Genomic DNA, 26,485 nt, shown 5'->3' with positions numbered 1-26,485 from the left:
GGTTAAATCATGGATGAATAATAACATGGGTGGGATATCCTGATGTTAGTTGATACTACTTTTGACATATCAAATCCTCAAAGCCTGACAACTGAGCCCAATGAGAAGGCTGGGGTTGGCAGTTCATTCAAAGGGGCTAATAGTTCACCTGAAAGGTATTTTAGTGATCTTGATCCCAGTGGTCTTCCCGAGCCAAGGTCGATAGGCGAACGCACTTGCCATTCAGCTGTTTTGGCTCAGACTGTTGACTGCTGTCCCGCCAACCGGGAACAACTTGGCGGCAAGGGCATGTTTTTACAGCGCATGAAGAAAGCCGATCTTCCTGTTCCCCCCTTCGAATGTGTTACTGCTCAGGTCATGAATGCGCTTGAACAACACCCTCTGGATACCTGTCTTTTAGACCGCTGTTTTCCCTGGATCGTCCTTGAATCGGGGACAGAGACCAGCTTGGCGAATATCCGGAAATACCTCAATGGCTTGCCGCCTTCAGAGCAAGCCAAAAGGGATAGCTGGCTGCCGGATCTGGCACAATTTGTTGCCAGTGATGACTATTACGAACAGGTTAAAGATTCCGAAGTGGCCCAACAAATCAGGGATCTGCGCCATCAGCTCTCCACATCGCAGCCGGTGATTGTCCGTAGTTCTGGTATCAACGAAGACAACTACGGCGACGCCCAAGCGGGCAAATACCTCTCTGTTGTGCAGGGAGAAAATGATGTTTTGCGTACCTGCCTCAAGGTCATGGCCTCAGCTTACCGGCCAGAAGTCTGCTCCGAAGGCATACCGCAACCCATGGCATTGATTATTCAACACTGCGTTGATTGCCGATATGGCGGGGTCGCCATGAGCTTTCAATCTTTTCAGGATGATACTGTCAGGGTTGAGTACACAACCGGTCAACCCAAAGGCGTAGTAGCAGGGCAGTTTGGCAACACGCCCCACCGCATCGATATATTTCGCAAGGATCGCAAAGATGGAGCTGAGCATTATCAATTCGTTCCCGGGAAGGTCTCAAGTCAATTCATCCTGCACAGAGACAACAACGGCTACTCGGAAAAAGAGATTTATGAGGCCGATGTTCAATCAAACGACGGTGAACAGAAACTCAGTGATGACACGATTTCAGAGCTCAAGGATGCGTTGACAAAGCTGGAAGACCTTCTTCTCTGCCCCGTGGATGTGGAGTTTGCCATCGATCATCAGGGGCGCCTGTTCCTGTTGCAGGTGCGGCCTGTTACCCGGCTCTCCGGCAGTATGGATTTTGCCTTCCCCATACCCGAAGAGACCTTGGCCACTGGCGAGGGCATCAGCGAAGGCTACTGTGCCGGACCCCTCTGGCTGGCCAAAAAACGACACGCAGACCCTATGCCAGAGGGAGCCATTGTCGTAACTCAGCATGCTGAAGAGTGGATGCTTGAGTCTGAGTTCCTGAAGCGGGCAGGGGGGGTTGTCATTGCCGAAGGAGGATTCAATGATCATGTAGCGATCCTTATGAAACAGGAAGGAAAAACGTTGATGCTGGCCGGTGGTCAGTTAGCGGCAGTGGCCGCCCGGGACGGGCAACAGGCAACACTGGCCTGCGCCCGTTTCAACGGTGAGCCCGGAGCCTTCATTGTTGCTGGTGACATTACCGAAAAACTGGCCAGTCACAGAAGCCTGTCCTCTGCCGTTTCTGATTTAACGTTAACGACAGCTGTCCCATCATGGGATGATTTGTCCCTCCCTGAAGGCAGACTCCTTCAGGTCGCCAGCGGTTTTCGATGGCTCACGGATCAAAATGCCCGCCTGTTGGCATTTTTTGCTCCCGGTGGTGGACTGGATTGCCTGGCAAACCCGATAAAACTGAGCATGTCACCACAACGTTCAGAGCTACTGGCAGAGACCAGAGAGAGCGTAAATCGGCTGGTTTATGGCGCTGAGGCACTGTTGGATGGCTACGGGGCATATTTGCGGTTGGCGGGTAAAAGACGCTCAGCCAGAGTTAAGTTATTGCAGGAAGAATTGCCAAAATTAATCAACCGGTTTGAGACACTGAAGCAGACCATCCGATCAGGGTTAGAGAGTATCATCCCTCCCATGGAAGCCGGTAAAGAAGGGCAGATATCATTTCGTGATTGGGTGGCAGCCTGCCATCAGCTGCAATCCTGCCTTCAGGCACTCAACCCTAAGGAGGCTGAGCAGGTCCGGAGTGTCCATGAGCTGATTTTTGCCCTGCATCAGCGCTTTGTAGAGGCACTGGCACCGATCGCATTGGTTTTTGGTCTGGGCAAGGTGTCCAGGAAAAAGTACATCACCTATGTTGATTACACGAGCCAGGGTGAAAATGTGCCGCTTTTGAGGCCATCCGACAAAGAATCAATCGAACAAAATGGGCGTGTAGGAACGGTCGTCAGTATGAATGATGCCTTGATTGTTAATCTGATGTTAGGCGTTCATGTGGGACTTATCGAGCTACTGGAACAGGCAGAGGGAGGGAAAGGACGAACCTTGCGACTGAAATTTACTGACCAATTTGAATTTAGCTGTTTTAAATCCGGCAAGTTTAAGCGTATGTGGTTTCTGGCACAGTTACTAAAAGAGATCGAACTGGATAAAAATGCTGGCACCATGAAAATAGACTTCAATGCCGTAGCGGGTCAAATGACCGTCGAATGCTCCCGAATGACATCACGTCCAGCCCAGCAGGATGCCTTTGAAAAAGTGATTACTGCGTTAAATGGCACGTATAATCTGGATATGCACTTGAAGAACATAGCGATTTTTAATCGTGTTGATTGGGACGTTAATGTGTTTGCACAAAAACTTAATAGCAATGGTACGACAGAAGCCGATAGATTCGCCTTTCAACATATCCTTTTCTCAATCTTTTATGACCCCCAATTTATCGGTATTCCCTTTTTTTGTGAGTTATTAAGCAGCCACCAACAGCAGTTTATTCATCATGCTAAGGAGTTATTCCTCTTCAAGGAAAGATCGGAGAACAGTTTTCGGGAAATGTTTATGAGTGACAAGATGAGTGATGACATCCGCAAGGAACTCTTACAGCATCTTTTATTGTTAGATCCTAAAAGAGCTGTTCCATTGTATGAGGATGTTTATCCCCATTTGAGAGGTAAATACTTTGTTCTCAAACCAACACATGGTTATAAGCCAGATTTCATTGTTCAACCCATTGAGCCGCATTGTGATGATCATGAAAAACCCGGCAAAGCCCTGCTGAAGTATGAGCTGACATATGCCAGCAAACGCGCCCGAAAAGATCACTCTTACATTGTCAGATTCCAAAAGAGCTTTTGTTCCATTGTATGAGGATGTGTATCCCCATTTGAGGGATAAATACTTTGCTATCGACGTCCTCAGAAGTCCATGGATGGGTCGGTAGATCGCTTGCCAGAATGGATTTCAAATCAACGGCCAACTCCGCCTTTTCAGGTTTTTTTTACAGGTTGGTCTACCCTGAAGGTTTGCGTATCTTTTGAAGGGTATGGTGTGAATTTCAGCAAATTTCTGATGGTTCTGACAGTTATTCTCGGCAATTTTTCCGGGAGTAAATGTTTTTCAGTTTTGTTATTAGGTGGTTGTGTGGTACCCAATTTTCCCGTTTTGGCCATTCCTGGTCATGAAGCTTTCATGCAAGATCTGATGGCGGCTGCCCTTGAAGTCCTGAATCGTGATTCAGACGACGATGGTTATATAACTGACATGCTACCTGCCGTGCCAAAGCATGTTGTTCCCTATATTCCTTCCTTCAGACACCAAAATGCTGCACCCAAAACACTGGACGAGTGCAGTATTACCTTGCCTGAGGTGCCTGACGATCCTCCTGTTCTGGTTTGTGTTCGGGAGAAAAATGAACAGGCAGCAGCGGGAGCCTCAGAGGCAGAGGACCTTGAGAGTTCATCAGAATGCAATCTGTCGGATGAGCTTGCTGCACGTCAGGAAAAAAAAACAAAGCTGACCGACGCTATTCTCGAATTACGACTTGAGTGTCTCAAACTGAGTCATACATGGGACACCTGTCTCCCCCGGGTGGATATCGATTCGGAAACCGCCCGGGAGGTAATTGACTACGCCATGGCCATGCGCTGCGGTACCGTAAAAGAGTCACCCGTCGCATACTACACGGCGCAACTGAAAAAGCAGGTGGGTACTATTAATGTACAGTCTGCAAGGGATCGTGGCAGACGGGCTGTCAATCGGCAGCCTGAGGCTGGCCCTACACCCAAATTACTCAACAACGCCAGTATTTGCGTGGACTTAATGAAGGCATTGGAGTTGGCAAAAGATGCAACAGCCATTTATGATCCCGACAGAAGGTCACTTGAGGATGATGTCAGACTGAAAGAAATCATCAATACCTATGAAACTTATCAAAAATTAAAGGAGCAGTTGGCTGGCCTACAGGCAGCCCTGCAGGTGATTGATGATATATGTAAATAGATGATTGCGTTGATTTTATCAAAGTTATTGATGACCGGGACAAGCCGCGTTACCAGCTTATTGTTACTTTTGATATTGCGTGATTCATACTGGCGACTGAACTTAATAAAAATATCATTGTCAGAAGATAAACAAAGATATCGCATTATGTGTTAGCGATTAAATCACGGATGAATAGTAACATCGGAGGGATGTCATGATGTTATCTGCTACTTTTTGGCGTATCAGATCCCCAACGCCTGGGTCGTTATGTCCGTCGTGACACAATCCGGCATTGGCTTGCAATATGCCAGCGAGGAAATGCAGGATGATGATGAAGTTGTAATGACCGCTATCGATTCGCATCCGAGAGCTTTTTATTTTGCAAGTTTAAACATGAAAGTACCAGTTTACCGCCAGTACGGAAGCAATGGTCAGCAGGGCGCTGCCAAAAGTGACAAGGTATTGCCGGTTGATGGTGGTGTGGATTTCGGTTTTTAGTTCGGCGTATGCCCTCATGCTGTCCATTTTTACTTCGTGGTAGCGGGCGTCTGACTCGGCTTTCACTTCGTGGTAGCGGGCGTCTGATTCGGCTTTGCGAGCGTCAGACTCAGCTTTCTGTTTTTCGTAGCGAGCGTCAGACTCAGCTTTCTGTTTTTCGTAGCGGGCGTCAGACTCAGCTTTCTGTTGTTTGAATTCGGCATCAAACTTGGCATTCATGTCGGCCATTTTCTGATTGAAAAGCGCCTGGTGCTGAAAGATGGCCTCTTGCATGATGAGCACGTCTTTCTTGCTGGCGTTGTAGTCCGGATCGAGGGAGGCACTGACTTTTGCCGCCAGCTCCTCACTGATGCCGATGTTTTTCAGTTGGTTGAACAGCGTGTCCGACACACTCAGCTCCTGTTAACCGATGGAAGAGGTTGAAGCATAGACCATGGATGACTTTAACAACAAACCGCCTGGCTTGATTGACCCACCGGCCAGTGACGAGGATCAACTGACGCTGAAAACCTGGATGCGGCAGGTGACCGGGGCGGTGCGTCAGGGGTTTGGGCAGATTGGGCAGTCGTTTTATGCGCTGGCGATTAAATCATGGGTGAATATTAACATGAGAGGTTATCATGACGTTACCTGCCAGTTTTGGCACATTAGATCTTCAAAGCCCGAACAGTGATCGCAAACAGGATGCTGGGGCTTATAGTTCACTCAAAAGGTATTTTTGTGATCTTGATCCCAGTGGTGTTCCCGACCCTACGTCGATAGACAAGCGCACCTGCAGTTCAACTTTCTCGGATCAGCCTACAGACTGTTCTGCCGACAACCGGGAACAACTTGGTGGCAAGGGAATGTTTTTGCAGCGCATGAAGAGAGCCGGTCTGCCTGTTCCACCCTTCGAATGTGTTACTGCTCAAGTCATGAATGCGCTTGAACAACACCCTCTGGATACCCGGTTTTTAGACCTCTATCTCCCCGGGATCGTCCTTGAACCGGGGGCAGAGACCAGCCTGGCGAGCATCCGTAAGCACCTCATTGGCTTGCCGCCTTCTGAGCAAACCAAAAGGGATAGCTGGCTGGCGGGTCTGGCACAATTTGTTGCCAGTGATGACTATTACGAACAGGTTGAAAATTCTGAAGCGGCCCGACAAATCAGGGGACTGCGCCATCAGCTCGCCACATCACAGCCGGTGATTGTTCGCAGTTCTGGCATCAACGAAGACAACTACGGCGATGCCCAGGCGGGCAAATACCTCTCTGTGGTTCAGGGAGAAGACGATGTTTTGCGTACCTGCCTTAAGGTCATGGCCTCAGCTTACCGGCCTGAAGTCTGTCCCGAAGGGATGCAGCAACCCATGGCGCTGATTATTCAATACTGTGTTGATTGCCGATATGGCGGGGTCGCCATGAGCTTTCAATCTTTTCAGGATGATACCGTCAGGGTTGAGTACACGCCCGGTCAACCCAAAGGCGTAGTGGCAGGGCAGTTTGGCAACACGCCCCACCGCATCGATATTTTTCGCGAGGATCATAAAGAAGGAACTGACCATTATCAATACGTTCCCGGGAAGGTCTCAAGTCACTTCATCCTGCACAAAGACGACAGCGGCTACTCGGAACAAGAAATTTATGAGGCCGATGTTCAATCAAACGACGGTGGACAGAAACTCAGTGATGACACGATTTCAGAACTCAAGGACGCATTGACAAAGCTGGAAGACCTTCTTCTCTGCCCCGTGGATGTGGAGTTTGCCATCGATCATCAGGGTCGCCTATTCCTGTTGCAGGTGCGGCCTGTTACCCGACTCTCCGGCGGCATGGATTTTGCCATGCCTATACCCAAACCCGAAGAAACCCTGGCCATTGGCGAGGGTATCAGCGAAGGCTATTGCACTGGCTCCCTCTGGCTGGCCAAAAAACGACAGGCAGACTCTATGCCGGAGGGAGCCATTGCCGTGGCACAACACGCTGAAGACTGGATGCTTGAGCCAGAGTTCATCAAACGGGCAGGGGGGGTTGTGCTTGGCGAAGCAGGATTCAATGATCATGTAGCGATCTTCCTGAAACAGGAAAAAATAACCTTAATGCGGGCTGGTGAACAGTTTGCGGCAGTGGCCGCTCAGGATGGCCAACAGGCGACACTGGCCTGCGCCCGCTTCAACGGTGAGCCCGGAGCCTTCATTGTTGCCGGTGACATTACCGAAAAACTGGCCAGTCACAGAAGCCTGTCCTCCGCTGTTTCTGATGTATCGTTAACGACAGCTGTCCCCTCACGGGATGATTTGTCCCCCCCTGAAGGCACATTCAGTCAGGTTGCCCTCGGATTCCAATGGCTCACGGATCAAAATGCCCGCCTGTTGGCATTTTTTGCTCCCGGCGGTGGACTGGATTGCCTTGCAAACCCGATAAAACTGAGCATGTCGCCGCAACGCGCAAAGCTACTGCTAGAGAACAGAGACAGCGTAAATCGGCTGGTTTATGGTGCTCAAGCACTATTGGATGGCTACGGCGCGTACTTACGGTTGGCTGATAACAACATTGAACCCGAGGTCCAGACGTTGCTGGATGAATTACGGCTATTGATCAACCGGTTTAAGACACTGAAGCAGACCATCGGATCAGAGTTAGAGCGTATCAACCATCCCTTGCAAGCCGGTAAAGAAGGGCAAGTATCATTTCGCGAGTGGTTGGCTACCTGCCATCAGCTGCAATTCAGTCTTCAGGTACTCAACCCTAAAGAGGCTGAGCAGGTTCGGAGTGTACATGAGCTGATTTTTGCCCTGCATCAGCGTTTTGTAAACGCACTGGCACCGATCGCATTGGCTTCTGGTCAGGGCAAGGTATCCAAGAATAGGAGCATCACCTATGTTGATTACACAAACCCGAGTGAAGATCTGCCGCTATTGAAATCGTCCGACAAAGTATATATTGAAAAAACAACAAGGTATTCAGCCATCGTCGTCATTATGGATAATGCCGTGATTGTTAATCTGAAGTTAGGAACTCACGTGGGCCTTGTTGAGCTGTTAGAACATGCAGAGGGAGGGAAAGGACGTACCTTGCGGTTGAATTTTTCTGACCAATTTGAATCCGAAAGCAATCATAAATCCGGCAAGTTAAAGCGTATTTGGTTTCTGATACAGTTACTAAAAGCAATCGAACTGGATAAAAATGCTGACACCATGAAAATAAGCTTCAACGCCGTAGTGGGTAAAATGACCGTCGAATGCTCCCAAATGAGATCACGTGAAAGCATGCAGGGTGCCTTTAGTAAACTAATTGTAGTCTTGGCTGGTATGCGTGATCTGGATATGACCTTTGGGAAAATAGCGATTTTTGAAGGAGATCAGTGGGATTTTAATATACTTGCACAACGCCTTAATAGCGATGTAAAGACAGAAGCCGATAGATTCGCCTTTCAGCATGCCCTTTTCTCAATTTCTTATGTTGGGAATGAATTTATTTTTCCTTCTTTCTACCGGTTATTAAGCAACCACCACCAACAGCTTATTGAGTATTGTGATCAGTTAGCAAATTGTCGGTGTTTAATATCCTTGGAGAGAAGATCGGAGGATGATTTTCGGAAAATTTTTATGAATGATGAGATAAGTGATGATACCCGCAGGGAAATCTTACCGCATCTTTTATTGTTTGATCCCGAAAGAGCTACTCGATTGTATGAGGATGTGTATCCCCATTTGAGAGATAAATATTTTGTCATCAACCCATCACACAATTATGAGCTGAATTTTATTATTCCACCTGATGAGCCGCTCTGGGATCAAGAAGAAAAAGTCAAGAAAGCCTTGCTGGAGCATGGGCTAAAATATGCCAGCAAACGTGTTCGAAATGATCACCCTGACTTATAACGCGTTCGATAATTTGCAAATTAAGAACCGATCAACGCCGATTATTGATGACCGGCACAAACCGCGTTACCAACTTGTTGTTACTTTTCATATTGCGTGATTCAGACTGGCGACTGAACTTAATAAAAATATCATTGTCAGAAGATAAACAAAGATATCGCATTATGTGTTAGCGATTAAATCACGGATGAATAGTAACATCGGAGGGATATCATGATGTTATCTGCTGCTTTTGGCGTATCAGATCCCCAACGCCTGGAAAGTGATCTCAAACAGAATGCTGAGGCTGATAGTTCACGCAAAAGGTATTTAAGTGATCTTGATCCCAGTGATGATCCCGACCCAACGTCGATAAGCAAGCGCACCTGCCGTCCACCTGTTTCAGACCAGGTTGCTGATTGTTCTCCCGCCGACCGGGAACAATTTGGGGGCAAGGGAATGTTTTTACAGCGGATGAAGAGAGCCGGTCTGTCTGTTCCACCCTTCGAATGTGTTACTGCTCAAGTCATGAATGCGCTTGAACAATACCCTCTGGATACCTGTGTTTTAGACCGCTGCCTTCCCTGGATCGTCCTTGAACCGGGGGCAGAGATCAGCTTGGCGAACATCCGGAAATACCTCAATGGCTTGCCGCCTTCAGAGCAAGCCAAAAGGGATAGCCGGCTGGCGGATCTGGCACAATTTGTTGCCAGTGATGACTACTATGAGCAGGTTAAAGATTCCGGGGCGGCCCGACAAATCAGGGAGCTGCGCCGTCAGCTCCCGACATCACAGCCGGTGATTGTCCGCAGTTCTGGCATCAATGAAGACAACTACGGCGATGCCCAGGCGGGTAAATACCGCTCTGAAGTTCAGGGAGATGACGATGTTTTGCGTACCTGCCTGAAGGTCATGGCCTCAGGTTACCGGCCTGAAGTCTGCTCCGAAGGAATACCGCAGCCCATGGCGTTGATTATCCAACATTGCGTGGATTGCCAATATGGCGGGGTCGCCATGAGCTTTCGATCCTTTGAGGATAATACCATCAGGTCTGAGTTCACACGCGGTCAGCCAAGGGGGATAGTGGCAGGGCAGTCGGGTAACACGCCCCACCGCATCGATATTGCTCGCAAAGAAGGAGCCGAAAACGTTCAATACTTTCCCGGAACGATTTCAAGTCACTTCATTCTGCATAAAAACATCGATAATAGCGGCTATTCGGAAAGAATAATTTATGATGGAGATGCTCCATCAAACGACGATGGTCAACAGATTGGTAATAGCATAGTTTCAAAACTCACGGAGATGGTGGCAAAGCTGGAAGACCTATTGCTCTGCCCCGTGGATGTAGAGTTTGCAATCGATCATCAGGAGCGCCTGTTCCTGTTGCAGGTGCGCCCTATAACCCAACTCCCTGGCGACATGGTTTTTACCATGCCCATACCCGAAAACAGTCTGGCCAGTGGTGAGGGCATCAGCGAAGGCTATTGTACCGGACCACTCTGGCTGGCCAAAAAACAACACGTAGGCTTTATGCCAGAGGGAGCCATTCTCCTGGCCCAACATGCTGAAGACTGGATGCTTGTGCCTGAATGTCTCGATCGGACTGGAGGTGTTGTCTTCGCCTCAGGTGCATTCAATGACCACGTGGCCATCCTTATGAGACAGAAAAAAATACCCTTGATGCTGACCAATGAAGAGTTTGCGACCCTGGCCGCCCGGGATGGCCATCAGGCGACACTGGCCTGCGCCCGCTTCAAAGGTGAGCCCGGAGCTTTCATTGTTGCCGGTGACATTAGCGAAAAACTGGTCAGTCACAGAAGCCTGTCTTCTGCTGTTTCTGATGTGCCGTTAGTAAAAGCCATCCCGTTACCGGATGATTTGTCCCCCCCTGAAGGTACATTCAGTCATGTCACCAGCAGTTTTGAATGGCTGACGGGTCAAAATGCCCGTTTGTTGGCATTCTTTGTCCCCGGCCGGGGCCTGGATTGTCTGGCAAACCCCATAAAACTTTGCATGTCGCCACAACGATTAAAGCTATTGGCAGAGACCAGTGACAACATTAATCGGCTGATTCATGGGGCTGAAGCAATGCTGGAGGGTTACCGGGCCTTCTTGCAGCTGGCAGGTGACAAGGATTCACACAAGATCCAGCCATTGCAGGATGAATTGCAGCAGCTAATCAACCGGTTCGCGACGCTGAAAGACACCATCCGATCAGGGTTAAAAACGATCAGCCTTTCCCTGCAATCTGATGAAGAAGAGCAGGTATCCACAGGCGCTTTTCGTCAGTGGGTGGCTAACTGCCATCAGCTACAGTCCTCCCTTCAAGCACTTAACCCCTTGGAGGCTGAGCAGGTGCGGAGTATCCATGAGCTGATTTTTGCCTTGCATCAGCGCTTTGTAGAGGCATTGGCACCGGTCGCTCTGGCTTCGGCACAGGGCAGGATATCTATGGAAAAGAAGATCAACTATGTCGATTGCACGACCCCGGATGCAGAAGCACCGCTCTTAAGGCCGTCCGGCAAAGCATCCATCCAACGATCAGGGCGAAAAGGGACTGTGCTTAGTATGGATGATGCCTTGATTGTTAACCTGAGGCTTGGGTTTCATGTGGCCGTTGTTGAGCTATTCAGAGACGCAGAGGCGGGGAAAGGACATACTCTGCGGCTGAAATTCTCTGACAGATTTGGTAAACCTGATGGCAGTGATAACCCCGGTGCTTTAAAACGTATGTGGTTTCTGGTGCAGTTACTGAAAGCGATCGGACTGAATAAAGATGCCGGTACCATGAAGGTCAGTTTTAACGCCATAGCTGGAGACATGATCGTCGAATGGGCCAGAATGACATCACCTGAAACCATGCAGGAAGGTTTTGAAAAACTGATGACAGCGTTACTTGCTGTTCGTGACATGGATCTTGACTTGAAGGGCAGAGCTATTTTTGAAGGAGATGAAGGAGAACAGTGGAACTTTAACTTGTTGGCACAACGCCTCGATAGTGATGCGCTTACTGAAACTGACAGATTTTCCTTTCAGCATAACCTTTTCTTAATAGCCAGTGATATCCAGCATGACAAAACTCCCCTTTACTATCAGTTATTAAGCCATTACCAACAACAGTTTATTGATCAGTGTCGAAAGTTAGCTTTATTGGTGTATCCTGCGTCAGTGCTAATGAGTGATGATATTGGCGAAAACATCCGCAGGGAACTCTTACATCATATTTTATTATCAAGCCACTTTAACATTACTCCATTGGTTGAGGATGTTTATCGCTATTTGAGAAATGAATACTTTATTATTAACCCGGCTTTTGCTTACAAGCTGAGGTTTCATGTTCCGCCGGGTCAGTCGTTTCCGGGTCATAGAGAAGAGATCAAAAAACATCTGCTGAAGCATGGGCTGGAATATGCCAGCCAGCGGGTTCGGGATGATAAAGAACTTGTATCAGCAGCTGTTAAATTGCGTCCGGATGACTTGAAGTATGCTAGTGAAGAACTGAAGAATGATAGAAAGATCGTTATGTCCGTCGTGACTCAATCTGGCATTGGCTTGCAATATGCCAGCGAGGAAATGCAGGATGATGATGAAGTTGTAATGACCGCTATCGATTCGCATCCGAGAGCTTTTTATTTTGCAAGTTGGAGAATACGAAGCGATAAAAACATTATTCAAAGGGTAATTTCTGATGATATTAAGCGCCTGTCATGGGCTAGTCGCACGATATTGAATGATCGCAAGTATATGCTGAGCTTAATTAAAGATAACGCTCTTGCTGTCAAATATGCTGCCGCCGAGCTTCTTCGTGATAAGGCCTTTATAAAGGCAGCAATCCTGAGAAATGCCGAAGTTCTTAAATACGTGAGGAAGCCTGCGAGTTAGAACCGATTGATTCAGGCAAGAAGGTTGGCCCTTAATAAAAACATCATGCTCGAAAGCAAACCAAGCAGGCTATGTGTGAGTGAGCTGGGTGTGAGTGAGCTGGTTTAAACATGAAAGTACCAGTTTACCGCCAGTACGGAAGCAATGGTCAGCAGGGCGCTGCCAAAGGTGACAAGGTATTGCCGGTTGATGGTGGTGTGGATTTCGGTTTTTAGTTCGGCATATGCCTTGGTGCTGTCCACTTTCAGTTCGTAGTAGCGGGCGTCTGACTCGGCTTTCACTTCGTAGTAGCGGGCGTCTGATTCGGCTTTCAGTTTTTTGAAGTGGGCGTCTGATTCGGCTTTAAGTTCTTTGAAGTGAGCGTCTGACTCGGCTTTAAGTTCTTTGAAGTGGGCGTCTGACTCGGTTTTCTGTTGTTTGAACTGGGCGTCTGATTCGGCTTTCTGTTGTTTGAATTGGGCGTCTGATTCGGCTTTCTGTTGTTTGAATTCGGCGTCTGATTCGGCTTTCTGTTGTTTGAATTCGGCATCAAACTTGGCATTCATGTCAGCCATTTTTTGACTGAAATATGCTTGGTGCTGCAAGATGGCCTCCTGCATGATGAGCACGTCTTTCTTGCTGGCGTTGTAGTCCGGGTCGAGGGAAGCACTGACTTTTGCCGCCAGCTCCTCACTGATGCCGATGTTTTTCAGTTCGTTGAACAGCGTGTCCGACACACTCAGCTCCTGTTGACCGATGGAAGAGGTTGAAGCATAGACCATGGATGACTTTAACAACAAACCGCCTGGCTTGATTGACCCACCGGCCAGTGACGAGGATCAACTGACGCTGAAAACCTGGATGCGGCAGGTGACCGGGGCGGTGCGACAGGGGTTGGGGCAGATTGGGCAGTATGGGCAGTCGTTTTATGCGCTGGTGATTAAATCATGGGTGAATATTAACATGAGAGGTTATCATGACGTTACCTGCCAGTTTTGGCACATTAGATCTTCAAAGCCCGAACAGTGATCGCAAACAGGATGCTGAGGCTTATAGTTCACTCAAAAGGTATTTTTGTGATCTTGATCCCAGTGGTGTTTCCGACCCTACGTCGATAGACAAGCGCACCTGCAGTTCAACTTTCTCGGATCAGCCTACAGAGTGTTCTGCCGACAACCGGGAACAACTTGGCGGCAAGGGGATGTTTTTGCAGCGCATGAAGAGAGCCGGTCTGCCTGTTCCACCCTTCGAATGTGTTACTGCTCAAGTCATGAATGCGCTTGAACAACACCCTCTGGATACCCGGTTTTTAGACCTCTATCTCCCCGGGATCGTCCTTGAACCGGGGCAGAGACCAGCCTGGCGAGCATCCGTAAGCACCTCAATGGCTTGCCGCCTTCAGAGCAAACCAAAAGGGATAGCTGGCTGGTGGGTCTGGCACAATTTGTTGCCAGTGATGACTATTACGAACAGGTTGAAAATTCTGAAGCGGCCCGACAAATCAGGGGACTGCGCCATCAGCTCGCCACATCACAGCCGGTGATTGTTCGCAGTTCTGGCATCAACGAAGACAACTACGGCGATGCCCAGGCGGGCAAATACCTCTCTGTGGTTCAGGGAGAAGACGATGTTTTGCGTACCTGCCTTAAGGTCATGGCCTCAGCTTACCGGCCTGAAGTCTGTCCCGAAGGGATGCCGCAACCCATGGCGCTGATTATTCAATACTGTGTTGATTGCCGATATGGCGGGGTCGCCATGAGCTTTCAATCTTTTCAGGATGATACCGTCAGGGTTGAGTACACGCCCGGTCAACCCAAAGGCGTAGTGGCAGGGCAGTTTGGCAACACGCCCCACCGCATCGATATTTTTCGCGAGGATCATAAAGAAGGAACTGACCATTATCAATACGTTCCCGGAAAGGTCTCAAGTCACTTCATCCTGCACAAAGACGACAGCGGCTACTCGGAACAAGAAATTTATGAGGCCGATGTTCAATCAAACGACGGTAGACAAACACTCAGTGATGACATGGTTTCAGAACTCAGGAAGGTAGTGACAAAGCTGGAAGACCTGCTGCTCTGTCCAGTGGATGTGGAGTTTGCCATCGACCATCAGGGTCGCCTGTTCCTGTTGCAGGTGCGCCCTGTTACCCGGCTCTCCGGCGGTATGGATTTTGCCTTGCCTATACCCGAAGAGAATCTGGCTAGTGGCGGGGCCATCAGCGAGGCTAGTTTAAGAGTAATGAGATCGGTGCGGACATCCGCAGGCAACTCTTACAACATCTTTTATTCAGATATCCTTCAGGCGCTATGCAATTGGTTGAGCTTTTATATTCCCATTTGAAAGGTCAATTCTTTGTTGTCAAACCCTCCTGCAGTGAATATCTGCAGTTTTATGCGCCACCGGGTCAGTTGCTTGGGGATCATAAAGAAAAGGTCAGGAATGCCCTGCTAAAGCATGGGTTAAAATATGCCAGTCAACGGGTTCTGAATGATAAAGACTTAGTATTACCCGCGTTAGAAAAACATCCAGATCAACTGAAATATGTGAGTGAAGAACTGAGGGATGATAGCGATGTCGTCATGGCATCAGTCAGACGAGCCAGTCAAAAGGTATTGAAGGATCGCCAGTGTATGCTCGACTTAATTGAAATAAATCCTCAAGTTTTCAAATATGCTGCTTCAGAGCTTAAAGATGATGCGGCTTTTATCGAGGCAGCAAAACAAAGAAACCCCGAACTTCGTCAATACCTCAGATAATCTGCGAATAAGGTCTGATCGATTCAGACAACGCTGACCAGTGCAAACCCTGATGCCAGCCTAGCAGCCTGTCGGACTTAAGCGTCCGTAGCGAGGATTGCAAGAAATTGAGGATAAAAATTTCTGCTTCTGAGGAGAATAGCGAGCTATTTGACGAAGAAGCAGGAATTTTTAGACCAATTTATTGCAACCGCAGTAGGACAGCCTTAAGTTCGACAGGCTGCTAGTGTTGTTTTTTCTACTGCGTGCTTCAGGCTGGCGAGTGAACTTTATAAAAATATCATTGTCAAAACGTTTTATTCGTCATGCGATAGCGATTAAATCATGGATGAATAATATCATGAATGTGGTATCTTGATGTTACAATCTACTTTTGATGATGTCAGAGCAAATTTTCAAAGACTGACAACTGATCCCAATCAGGTTACTGAGGCTAGTCGTTCACCTACTAAAAGGTATTTCAGTGATCTTAATCCCGGTGGCGTTCCCGACCCAACGCCACTAACCAAGCGTGCCTGCCGTTCACCTGTTTCAAATGAGGCTGCTGACTGTTCTCCTGCCAGTCGGGAACAACTTGGCGGCAAGGGGATGTTTTTGCAGCGCATGAAGGAAGCCGGTTTTCGTGTTCCACCCTTCGAGTGCGTTACTGCTAACGTTGTGAATGCCCTTGAACAACACCCTCTGGATATCCGGGGTCTTGAACACTATTTCCCTGGGATCGGCAATGAACCGGAGGCAGAGATCAGTCTGGCGATCATCAGGGAGCGTCTCAATGCTATGCCATCTTCAGAGCAAACCAAAAGGGATAACTGGCTGGCGGGTCTGGCGCAGTTTGTTGCCAGTGATGACTACTACGCACAGGTTAAAGATTCAGAAGCGGCCCGACAAATCAGGCATCTGCGTCGTAAGCTGGACGAACTCTCCACATTACAACCGGTGATTGTCCGCAGTTCTGGTATCAATGAAGATAACTATGGCGATGCTCAGGCGGGCAAATACCTCTCTGTCGTTCAGGAAGAAGACGATATTTTATTTACCTGCCTCAAGGTTATGGCTTCAGCTTACCGGCCTGAAGTCTGTTGCGAAGGCATACCGCAGCCTATGGCGTTGATTATCCAGCAATGCATTGACTGTCTATTTGGCGGTGTCGCCATGAGCTTTAAATCTTTTCAGGATAATACCGTCAGTGTTGAGTACACACGCGGTCAACCCAAAGGCGTAGTAGCCGGGCAGTCCGGTAACACGCCTCACCGCATCGATATTTTTCGCGAGGATCGCAAAGAAGAAGCTGACCGCTCTCAATATTTCGCCGGGACGATCTCAAGTCACTTTACCCTGCACAAGAGCAATAACGGCTATTTGGAAATAAGAATTGATGATGCCAATGCCCAATCAAACGACGGTGGACAGAAACTCAGTGATAAAATGGTTGCTACCCTCAGAAAGGTGGTGACAGAGCTGGAAAACCTGTTGCTCTGCCCCGTGGATGTGGAGTTTGCCATCGATCGTCAGGGTCGCCTGTTCCTGTTGCAGGTGCGCCCCATTACCCGACTCTCTGGTGACATGGCTTTTGCCATGCCCATACCTAAAGAGACTCTGGCCATTGGCGAGAACATCAGCGAAGGCTATTGCACCGGCCCCCTCTGGCTGGCCAATCGACGAGAGGTAGATTCAATGCCGGAGGGAGCTATTGTTTTGGCTGACCACGCTGAGGACTGGATGCTTGAGTCCAAATTTCTGAAACGGGCAGGGGGTTTTGTTTTGGCCGAAGCAGGATTCAATGATCATGTGGCAATCCTGCTGAGACAGGAACAAATAACCTTGATGCGGGCCGGTGACCATTATTCGGCATTGGCCTCTCAGGAGGCTGGCCAACAGGCAACGCTGGCCTGCGCCCGTTTTAACGATGAGCCCGGAGCTTTTATCGTTGCCGGTGACCTTGCCGGAAAACTGGCCAGTCACAGAAGTCTGTCCACTGCATTTTCTGATCTACCGTCAACAAAGGTCATCCCATCACGTGATGATTTATCTCCCCCAGAGGGCACATTCCGACTGGTCGCCAGCGGTTTTCAATGGCTCACGGATCAAAATGCTCGTTTGTTGGCATTTTTTGCCCCCGGCGGTGGACTGGATTGTCTGGCAAACCCGGTAAAATTGAGCATGTCGCCACAACGGTCAGAGCTATTGTCACAGGCCAGGGGCAGCGTAAATCGACTGGTTGATGGGGCTGAATCACTGTTGGATGGATACGGGGCATACTTGCGGCTGGCTGATAACAAAAGTGCACCCCAGATCCAGCCATTGCTCGATGAGTTACCGGAATTGAGAAACCGGTTTGAGGCACTGAAGCAGACTATCGAATCAGAGTTAGAGCGTATCACCTATCCTCTGCAAGCCAGTAAAGAAGGGCAGGTATCATTTAGCGAGTGGATGGCCGCCTGCCATCAGCTGCAAATCTGTCTTCAGGCACTCAACCCTAAGGGTGCCAAGCAGGTCCGGAGTGTCCATGAGCTGATTTTTGCCCTGCATCGGCGCTTTGTAAACGCACTGGCACCGATCGCACTGGCTTCTGGTCGGGGCAACATCTCTTCAGGAAAGTACATCACCTATGTTGATTGCAGAACTCTTAGTGAAACGGCACCACTATTGAGTCCAGCCTGCAAAGCAACCCTCGATGCAATAGTTATTCTTGACGGGATTGTCATCAGTATGGATGAAGCCTTGATTGTTAATATGAAGTTAGGAATTCATGTGAGCCTTATCGAGCTTTTGGAACAAGCAGAAGGGGGTAAAGGGCGAACCCTGCGGTTGAAATTTACTGACGAATTTGCTTCTGATAGCAGTTATAAGTCCGGCAAGTTAAAGCGTATGTGGTTTCTGGCACAGTTACTAAAAGCGATCGGACTGAATGAAAATGCTGGCACCGTGAATATGAGTTGCAATGCCGTAGCGGGTGAAATGATTGTCGAATGCTCCCGAATGAAATCACGTCAAGTCATGCAGGATGCTTTTGAAAAACTGATCATTGTATTAGGTGGCATGTGTGGCCTGGATACAATCTTTGAGGAAAGAGCCATTTTTGAAAGAGTTAAGTGGGACTTTAATGTGCTTGCACAGCACCTTAATAGCGATGTTACGACAGAAGCCGATAGATTCGTCTTTAAACATGCCCTTTTCTCAATGTTTTATGTTAACAGTATTGGGATTATCCCTGCTTTCTGCCGGTTATTAAGCAACCAGCGAGAGTTTATTCAGCATGCTCATCAGTTAGGAGTGTGTCAGTGTTTAATATTCTTCGAGAGGAAATCGAAGGAGAGTTTTAGGGAAATTTTTATGAGTGATGAGATCAGTGATGAAACCCGCAAGGAAGTCTTACCGCACCTTTTATTGTTAGATCCCAAAAGAGCCACTCGATTGTATGAGGATGTATATCCCCATTTGAGAGATAAATATTTTGTTATCAACCCATCACACGATTACGCGCTGAATTTTGCTATTCCACCCGATGAGCCGCTTTGGGATCATAAAGAAAAAGTCGAGAAAGCCTTGCTGGAGCACGGGCTAAAATATGCCAGCAAACGCGTTCGAAAAGATTACTCTTACTTGAAACGCATTCGATAATTGGCAAATAAGGATCGATTAACTCTGATATTGTTGACCGGCACAAGCCGTGTTGTCAGCTTATTGTTGTTTTTCGTTATGCGTGCTTCAGGCTGGCGAGTGAACTTTATAAAAACATCATTGTCAAAAGTCAGGTAATCGGTTTATGCCATAGCGATTAAGTTATGGATGAGTAATGACATGGGAGAGATATCCTGATGTTAGCTGATACTACTTTTGACATATCAAATCCCCAAAGCCTGACAACTGATTCCAATGAGAAGGCTGGGGGTGGCAGTCCATTCGAAGGGGCTAATAGTTCACCCAAAAGGTATTTCATTGAGCCTGATCCCAGTGGCGTTCCCGACCCAACGCCGATAGGGGATCGCACCTGCCGTTCGCCCGTTTTGGTACAGGCTGCAGATTGTTGTCCCGCCAACCGGGAGCAACTTGGCGGCAAGGGCATGTTTTTACAGCGCATGAAGAAAGCCGATCTTCCTGTTCCCCCCTTCGAATGTGTTACTGCTCAGGTCATGAATGTGCTTGAACAACACCCTCTGGATACCTGTCTTTCAGACCGCTGTTTTCCCTGGATCGTCCTTGAACCGGGGGCAGAGATCAGCTTGGCGAACATTCGGAAATACCTCAATGACTTGCCGCCTTCAGAGCAAGCCAAAAGGGATAGCTGGCTGGCGGATCTGGCACAATTTGTTGCCAGTGATGACTATTACGAACAGGTTAAAAATTCCGAAGTGGCCGGACAAATCAGGGATCTGCGCCATCAGCTCTCCACATCAGAGCCGGTGATTGTCCGCAGTTCTGGCATCCACGAAGATAACTACGGCGATGCCCAGGCGGGCAAATACCTCTCTGAAGTTCAGGGAGAAGACGATGTTTTGCGAACCTGCCTTAAGGTCATGGCCTCAGGTTACCGGCCTGAAGTCTGTCCCGGAGTTATACCACCACCCATGGCACTGATCATGCAGCAGTGCATCGACTGCCAATATGGTGGGGTCGTCATGAGCTTTCAGTCTTTTCAGGATGATACCATCAGGGTTGAGTACACACCCGGTCAGCCCAGAGGCGCAGTGGCAGGTCAGTCCGGTAACATGCCCCACCGTATTGATATTTTTCGTAAAAAAGGCGCTGACAGCTCTCAATACTTTCCCGGAACGGTTTCAAGCTGCTTCATCCTTCGCAAAAACAAGGATAATAACGGTTATTCTGAAACAAGAATTGATGATGCGGATGCTCAATCAGACGACGGTGGGCAAAAACTCAGTGATAACACGGTTTCAGAACTCAGGAAGGTGGTGCCAAAGCTGGAAGACCTCTTGCTCTGCCCCGTGGATGTGGAGTTTGCCATCGATCATCAGGGTTGCCTGTTCGTGTTGCAGGTGCGCCCCATAACCCGACTCTCTGGCGGTATGGATTTTGCCATGTCCATGCCCGAAGACAGTCTGGCCATTGGCGAAGCCATCAGCGAAGGCTATTGCACCGGACTCGTCTGGCCGGCCAAAAAACAAAAGGCAGGCTCTATACCACAGGGAGCCATTGTCGTGGCCCACCACGCTGAAGAGTGGATGCTTGAGCCTGAGTTCCTTGAGCGGGCAGGGGGGTTTGTCCTGGCCGAAGCCGGATTCAATGATCATGTCGCGATTCTTATGAAACAGGAAGGAAAGACCCTGATGCTAGCCGGTAAAAAGTATGAGGCTGTGGCCGCTCAGGATGGACAACAGGTGACGTTGGCCTGTGCTCGCTTTAACGGCAAGCCCGGTGCCTTTATTGTTGTCGGCGACCTTACCGAAAAACTGGCCAGTCACACAAGCCTGTCTCCTGCTTTTTCTGATGTTCCGTTAGTAAAAGCCGTCCCTTCACGGGATGATTTGTCTCTCCCTGAAGAGACATTCTGCCTGGTCGCCAGCGGTTTTCAGTGGCTCAACGATCAAAATGCCCGCCTGTTGGCATTGTTTACACCCGGTGGTGGACTGGATTGTCTGACAAGCCCGATAAAACTGAGCATGTCGCCGCAGCGTTCAGAGTTACTGGCAGAGATCAGGGACAGCGTAAATCGGCTGGTTCATGGAGCTGAAGCACTACTGGATGGGTACGGGGCATACTTGCGGCTGGCTGATAATAACTCTGTACCCCAGATCCAGCCAATGCTGGATGAATTACCGCCATTGATCAACCGGTTTGGGACACTGAAGCAGACCATCCGATCAGGGTTAGAGTGTATCATCCAGCCACTGCAAGTCGGTAAAGAAGGGCGGGTATCATTTCGTGGGTGGCTGGCCGCCTGCCGCGAGCTGCAATCCTCTCTTCAGGCGCTCAAACCCGGGGAAGCTGAGCAGGTCCGTAGTGTCCATGAGCTGATTTTTGCCCTCCATCAGCGTTTTGTAAACGCACTGGCGCCGCTTACTCTGGCTTCTGGTCAGGGTAGCATATCTTCGGAAAAGCACATCACCTATGTCGATTGCACGGCCCTGAGTAACCCAATTGAAAAGGCGCCGCTATTGAGGCCGTCCTGCAAAGTATCAATCGCAGAGTTAGGGTGTTCAGGAACTGTCGTCATCATGGATGATGTCTTGATTGTTAACCTGAAGCTTGGCAGTCATGTTTGCCTTATCGAGTTACTTGAATGCGCAGAGGGGGGGAAAGAACGAACCTTACGCCTGAAATTCTCTGACCAGTTTTATATATCTGATGGTATTGATAGAAAAGGCAAGTTAAAGCGTATGTGGTTTCTGGTGCAGTTACTGAGAGCACTCGAACTGGATAAAAATTCTGATAGCATGAAAGTGAGTTTCAACGCGGTTGCGGGAGAGATTCTCGTCGAGTGCCCTCGAATGTCAACCACTGAAACCATGCAGGAAGCCTTTGCAAAACTGATAACTGCGTTAAGTGCCATGTATAATCTGGATTCTTACATGGATAGGATTGCCGTTTTTGAAGGAGATCAATGGAACTTTAGCTTGCTCACGCAACGTCTTAATGGTGATATTGCGACAGAGGCTTACAGGTTTGCCTTTCAACATTGTCTTTTCTCAATGTATTATAAGAAGAATATCGACTCCACTCCTGATTGTTTCAAGTTATTACCCAACCACAAACAGTTTGTTAATTGTGCTCAGCGGTTAGCAGAGTGCCGTGGTAAATCGGTGGGCAGTTTTCGGGAGATATTAATGAGCAATGAGATTGCTGAGGAAACCCGCAGGGATCTTTTACATCATCTGTTATTCTTGGATGCCAAAAACGCTACTCCATTGGTTGAGGATGTTTATCTCGATTTGAGAGGTCAATGCTATGTTGTAAAACCATCATCGTACAGTTACAGGCTAAGTTTTGATGTTCCTCCGGAGCAGTCGCTTTCGGAAAATAAAGAAAAGATCAAAAAATCCTTGCTAAAGCATGGACTGGAATATGGCAGCCAACGGGTTCTAAATGATAAAGACTTTGTATTACCTTTCATTGCAGCACGTCCAATAAACCTTAAATATGCTAGTGAAGAATTGAAAGATGATGAAGAGGTTGCCTTGACCGCAATCACCCAATGTGGCGTTTTTCTGATGTATGCCGGCCCGAAAATTAAGGATAATGAAGAGATTGTAAAGTTCGCTATCGCTCATTATCCAAGAGCTCTTGAGTATGCAAGTGAAAGACTCCGAAGCGATAAAAACATTATTCAAATGGTAATCGATGATGATATTGATAACTTGAATTGTGCCAGTGAAATAGTATTGAATGATCGCGAATATATGCTGGAGTTAATTAAACAAAATCCCCGTGCTTTCGAACATGTTGCTCCCGGGCTTAAACATGATGAAACTTTTATTGAGGCAGCAAGACAAAGAAACTCTGAAGTTCGTCAATACGTCAGGAAATCTGCGAATAAAGTCTGATCTCTCTGTAGGGGACAATTTCGAGACAAAGCTTGAATTCACTGGCAAAGCCTCTTAAAACCTCTTCTGGCTGGCATCAATATGGTCGCTAAGAAGGAGTTCGTCATACCATTGCGGATTTTCTTTTTCAACGTGAGTTCGATGCAAAAAAAAGACAAGGAAGTCCCTGTGATTTAATTATCTTTCGTTTTGCCTGTTGCGTGCTTCAGACTGTCGACTGAACTTTATAAAAACTTCATTGTCAAAAGGAAGTGATTGCTTTATGCGTTAGCAATTAAATCATGGATGAATAATAACATGGGAGGGATATCCTGATGTTACCTGATACTACTTTTGACATATCAAATCCTCAAAGCCTGACAACTGATTCCAATGAGAGGGCTGGCAGTCCATTCGAAGGGGCTAATAGTTCACCCAAAAGGTATTTCAGTGAGCCTGATCCCGGTGGCGTACCCGACCGAACGCCGATAGACGGTCGCACCTGCCGTTCACCCGTTTTGGCACAGGCTGCAGATTGTTGTCCCGCCAACCGGGAACAACTTGGCGGCAAGGGCATGTTTTTGCAGCGCATGAAGAAAGCCGGTCTGCTTGTTCCACCCTTCGAATGTGTTACTGCTCAAGTCATGAATGCGCTTGAACAACATCTTTTGGATACCCGTCGTTCAGAACGCTGCCTTCCCTGGATCGTCCTTGAACCGGGGTCAGAGACCAGCCTGGCGAACATACGGGAATACCTCAATGGTTTGCCGCCTTCAGATCAAGCCAAGAGGGATAGCTGGCTGGCGGAGCTGGCACAATTTGTTGCCAGTGATGACTATTACGAACAGGTTAAAGATTCTGAGGCGGCCCAACAAATCAGGGAGCTGCGCCGTCAGCTCTCTACATCACAGCCGGTGATTGTCCGCAGTTCCGGCATCAACGAAGACAACTACGGCGATGCCCAGGCGGGCAAATACCTCTCTGTCGTTCAGCGAGAAGACGATGTATTAAGAACCTGCCTTAAGGCCATGGCCTCAGGTTACCGGCCTGAAGTCTGTTCCGAAGGTATACCGCAACCCATGGCGTTGATTATCCAACACTGCCTGGATTGCCGATATGGCGGGGTCGCCATGAGCTATCAATCTTTTCAGGATGATACCGTCAGGATTGAGTTCACTCCCGGACAACCCAAAGGCGTGGTCGCAGGGCAGTTTGGCAACACACCCCACCGCATTGATATTTTTCGCGAGGATCGCAAAGAAGAAACTGACCATTATCAATTCGTTCCCGGGAAGATCTCAAGTCACTTCATCCTGCACAAAAACGACAACGGCTACTCGGAAAAAGAAATTTTTGATGCCGATGCTCAATCAAACGACGATGAACAACCACTCAGTGATAAAACGATTTCAGAACTCAGGGAGGCGCTGACAAAGCTGGAAGACCTGTTGCTCTGCCCCGTGGATGCGGAGTTTGCCATTGATCATCAGGGCCGCCTGTTTTTGTTGCAGGTGCGGCCTGTAACCCGGCTCCCTGGCGGCATGGATTTTGCCCTGCCTATACCCGAAGAGTCTCTGGTCATTGGACAGACCGTCAGTGAAGGCTTCTGCACCGGACCCATCTGGCTGGCCAAAAAACAAGAGGCTGGCTCTATGCCAGAGAGAGCTATTATCGTGGCCCGACACGCTGAAGACTGGATGCTTGAGCCTGAGTTCCTGAAGCGGGCAGGGGGGGTTGTCCTCGCTGAAGGAGGATTCAATGATCATGTAGCAATCGTCATGAGACAGAAACGAAAAACTTTGATGCTGGCTGATGGTCAGTTTGAGACATTAGCCGTTCAGGATGGCCAACAGGCGACACTGGCCTGTGCCCGCTTTAAAGGTGAGCCCGGAGCCTTCATTGTTGCCGGTGACATTACCGAAAAACTGGCCAGTCGCAGAAGCTTCTCCTCTGCTGTTTCTGATTTACCTTTAACGACAGCCGTCCCGTCACGGGATGATATGTCACCCCCTGAAGATACATTCCGGCAGATTGCCAGCGGCTTTCAATGGCTCACGGATCAAAATGCCCGTCTGTTGGCATTTTTTACTCCCGGTGGTGGACTGGATTGTCTGGCAAACCCGGTAAGTCTGAGCATGTCGCCGCAGCGTTCGGAGCTAATGGCAGAGACCAGGGACAGCGTAAACAGACTGATTCATGGGGCTGAAGCCCTGTTGAAGGGTTACCAGGCATTCTTACGGCTGGCTGGAAAAGTCTGTTCAACGCAGGTTAAGTTATTGCAAGATGAATTTCCGCTCCTGAACAATCGGTTCGTGACGCTGAAAAAGACCATCCGATCAGTGTTAGAGAGTATCATTCTTCCTGTGCAGGCCTTTGAAAAAAGGCAGGTATCGTTTCGTCAGTGGTTGGCTGCCTGTCAAAAGCTACAATCCCGTCTTCAAGTACTCAACCATGATGGAGCTGACCGGGTTCAAAGTGTCCATGAGCTGATTTTTGCCCTGCATCAGCGCTTCGTAAGGGCACTGGCATCGGTCACTCTGACTTCGCGTCAGGGCAGGATATCTACCGATGGCAACGTCACCTATGTTCAGTGCTCGGCCCCTGGTGAAACGGCACCGCTGTTGAGTGAGTCCTGCAAAACATTCCTCAAAGAATTTGTGCGCAGAGCGACGGTCGCCAGTATGAAGGGTGCCCTGATTGTTAACATGAAGTTTGGAGAACATTTGGGCTTGATTGAGCTGCTCGAACAAGCAGAGGGGGGAAAAGGACGAACTTTGCGGCTAACATTTTCTGACACATTTTGTAGCCCTGATGGTAGTGATGACTCCGGCAAGTTGAAACGCATGTGGTTTCTGGTGCAGTTACTAAAAGCCATCGATCTGGATAAACATGCTGATTGCATGAAGCTGAGCTGCAATGCCGTTGCAGGAGAAATTATCGTCGAATGCCCCCGGATGACATCACCTGAAACCATGCAGGAAGCTTTTGAAAAATTGATAACAGCGTTAAAGTCTGTTCGGAATCTGGATCTTTTTTTAGAGGAAACACGCATTTTTGAAGAAGTTCAGTGGAACTTTAACCTGCTTGCACAACGCCTTGATAGTGATGTTGTGACAGAAGCTGATAGATTCGCCTTCCAAAATTGTCTTTTCTTAATGGTTTGTAGTATCCAATATGACATTCTTCCCAGTTGCTATCGGTTATTAAACCACCACCAACTGCAATTTATTGATCATTGTCGACGCTTAACTAATTTGGAGAATTCTTTAGAGAAAGTGCTAATAAGTGATGATATCGCTGAGGACACCCGCAGGGAACTCTTTCATCATTTGTTATTATTAGATCCCAGGTGGACTATCCCATTGGTTGAGGATGTGTATCCTCATTTGAGGGGTAAAAGCTTTATTATCGATCCATCAGAAGATTACGAACTGAAGTTTGTTATTTCACCTGATCAGCCGTTCAGCGAACATAAAGAAAAAGTCAAGAAAGCCTTTCTGGAGAATGGGCTTCTATATGCCAGTCAAAGGCTGCATGATGAATTCTCTGCTTTTAAACAAGGCCGGTAATTTTGTGAATAAGGTCTGATCTATTCTGACAATCTTGAATTAACAGGTTA

14 protein-coding genes are annotated in these 26,485 nt (G+C 48.3%); 12 read left to right on the top strand and 2 right to left on the bottom strand.

What is annotated here, in order from left to right; genetic code table 11:
• The first annotated feature begins 42 nt into the window (after window positions 1–42).
• From KBW69_RS09960 to KBW69_RS23755, 3 genes are all read left to right on the top strand, one after another.
• Window positions 43–3,309 carry a PEP/pyruvate-binding domain-containing protein gene (locus tag KBW69_RS09960; protein ID WP_257280757.1) on the top strand — a complete coding sequence of 1,089 codons (3,267 nt, stop codon included), beginning with the start codon at window positions 43–45 and terminating at the stop codon, window positions 3,307–3,309.
• A 321-nt stretch (window positions 3,310–3,630) separates the two neighbouring features.
• The gene (locus KBW69_RS09955; RefSeq protein ID WP_257280756.1) at window positions 3,631–4,440 is read left to right on the top strand and encodes a hypothetical protein; all 810 of its coding nucleotides are present in this window, start codon (window positions 3,631–3,633) and stop codon (window positions 4,438–4,440) included.
• A 249-nt stretch (window positions 4,441–4,689) separates the two neighbouring features.
• Window positions 4,690–4,920, top strand: a complete 231-nt coding sequence (locus KBW69_RS23755) for a DUF4116 domain-containing protein (RefSeq protein ID WP_373690687.1) — start codon at window positions 4,690–4,692, stop codon at window positions 4,918–4,920.
• Here the strand turns inward: KBW69_RS23755 and KBW69_RS09950 are convergent.
• A complete protein-coding gene (locus KBW69_RS09950; protein WP_257280755.1) occupies window positions 4,810–5,310 on the bottom strand; it encodes a hypothetical protein in 501 nt (166 codons plus the stop codon). The genes KBW69_RS23755 and KBW69_RS09950 overlap by 111 nt on opposite strands.
• A 43-nt stretch (window positions 5,311–5,353) precedes the next feature.
• Here KBW69_RS09950 and KBW69_RS09945 point away from each other — a divergent pair, with 43 nt between their 5' ends.
• The 3 genes from KBW69_RS09945 (at window position 5,354) to KBW69_RS09935 (ending at window position 12,647) form a co-directional block, all read left to right on the top strand.
• Complete coding sequence (locus KBW69_RS09945; protein ID WP_257280753.1) at window positions 5,354–5,593, top strand: hypothetical protein; 240 nt, start codon at window positions 5,354–5,356, stop codon at window positions 5,591–5,593.
• Window positions 5,541–8,783: a PEP/pyruvate-binding domain-containing protein gene (locus KBW69_RS09940; protein WP_257280752.1), complete on the top strand. Its 3,243-nt coding sequence runs from the start codon at window positions 5,541–5,543 to the stop codon at window positions 8,781–8,783. The genes KBW69_RS09945 and KBW69_RS09940 overlap by 53 nt, the downstream gene beginning before the upstream one ends.
• Window positions 8,784–8,996: 213 nt before the next feature.
• The gene (locus tag KBW69_RS09935; RefSeq protein WP_257280751.1) at window positions 8,997–12,647 is read left to right on the top strand and encodes a DUF4116 domain-containing protein; all 3,651 of its coding nucleotides are present in this window, start codon (window positions 8,997–8,999) and stop codon (window positions 12,645–12,647) included.
• Between the two features lie 104 nt (window positions 12,648–12,751).
• Here the strand turns inward: KBW69_RS09935 and KBW69_RS09930 are convergent, their stop codons facing one another.
• The gene (locus KBW69_RS09930; protein WP_257280750.1) at window positions 12,752–13,408 is read right to left on the bottom strand and encodes a hypothetical protein; all 657 of its coding nucleotides are present in this window, start codon (window positions 13,406–13,408) and stop codon (window positions 12,752–12,754) included.
• On the opposite strand from KBW69_RS09930, the gene KBW69_RS09925 reads away from it, so the two are divergent.
• The 6 genes from KBW69_RS09925 (at window position 13,407) to KBW69_RS09900 (ending at window position 26,435) form a co-directional block, all read left to right on the top strand.
• Window positions 13,407–13,655 (top strand): hypothetical protein, encoded by a 249-nt coding sequence (locus tag KBW69_RS09925; protein WP_257253204.1) that lies wholly within the window; start codon window positions 13,407–13,409, stop codon window positions 13,653–13,655. The two genes, KBW69_RS09930 and KBW69_RS09925, sit on opposite strands and share 2 nt — an antisense overlap.
• A 360-nt stretch (window positions 13,656–14,015) precedes the next feature.
• A complete protein-coding gene (locus KBW69_RS09920) occupies window positions 14,016–14,969 on the top strand; it encodes a PEP/pyruvate-binding domain-containing protein (protein WP_257280749.1) in 954 nt (317 codons plus the stop codon).
• Window positions 14,936–15,385 carry a DUF4116 domain-containing protein gene (locus tag KBW69_RS09915; RefSeq protein ID WP_257280748.1) on the top strand — a complete coding sequence of 150 codons (450 nt, stop codon included), beginning with the start codon at window positions 14,936–14,938 and terminating at the stop codon, window positions 15,383–15,385. The genes KBW69_RS09920 and KBW69_RS09915 overlap by 34 nt, the downstream gene beginning before the upstream one ends.
• Before the next feature lie 357 nt (window positions 15,386–15,742).
• Window positions 15,743–19,006, top strand: a complete 3,264-nt coding sequence (locus tag KBW69_RS09910) for a PEP/pyruvate-binding domain-containing protein (protein ID WP_257280747.1) — start codon at window positions 15,743–15,745, stop codon at window positions 19,004–19,006.
• Window positions 19,007–19,203: 197 nt separating this feature from the next.
• Entirely contained in the window at window positions 19,204–22,887 is a 3,684-nt protein-coding gene (locus KBW69_RS09905; protein WP_257280746.1) for a DUF4116 domain-containing protein, read from the top strand.
• A gap of 314 nt (window positions 22,888–23,201) precedes the next feature.
• The gene (locus tag KBW69_RS09900; RefSeq protein ID WP_257280745.1) at window positions 23,202–26,435 is read left to right on the top strand and encodes a PEP/pyruvate-binding domain-containing protein; all 3,234 of its coding nucleotides are present in this window, start codon (window positions 23,202–23,204) and stop codon (window positions 26,433–26,435) included.
• Window positions 26,436–26,485: the final 50 nt, after the last annotated feature.

Origin of the sequence: Endozoicomonas sp. ISHI1, from assembly GCF_024606225.1 — a bacterium.
Taxonomy (GTDB): domain Bacteria; phylum Pseudomonadota; class Gammaproteobacteria; order Pseudomonadales; family Endozoicomonadaceae; genus Endozoicomonas_A.
This window is presented reverse-complemented; position numbering and strand designations above follow the sequence as displayed.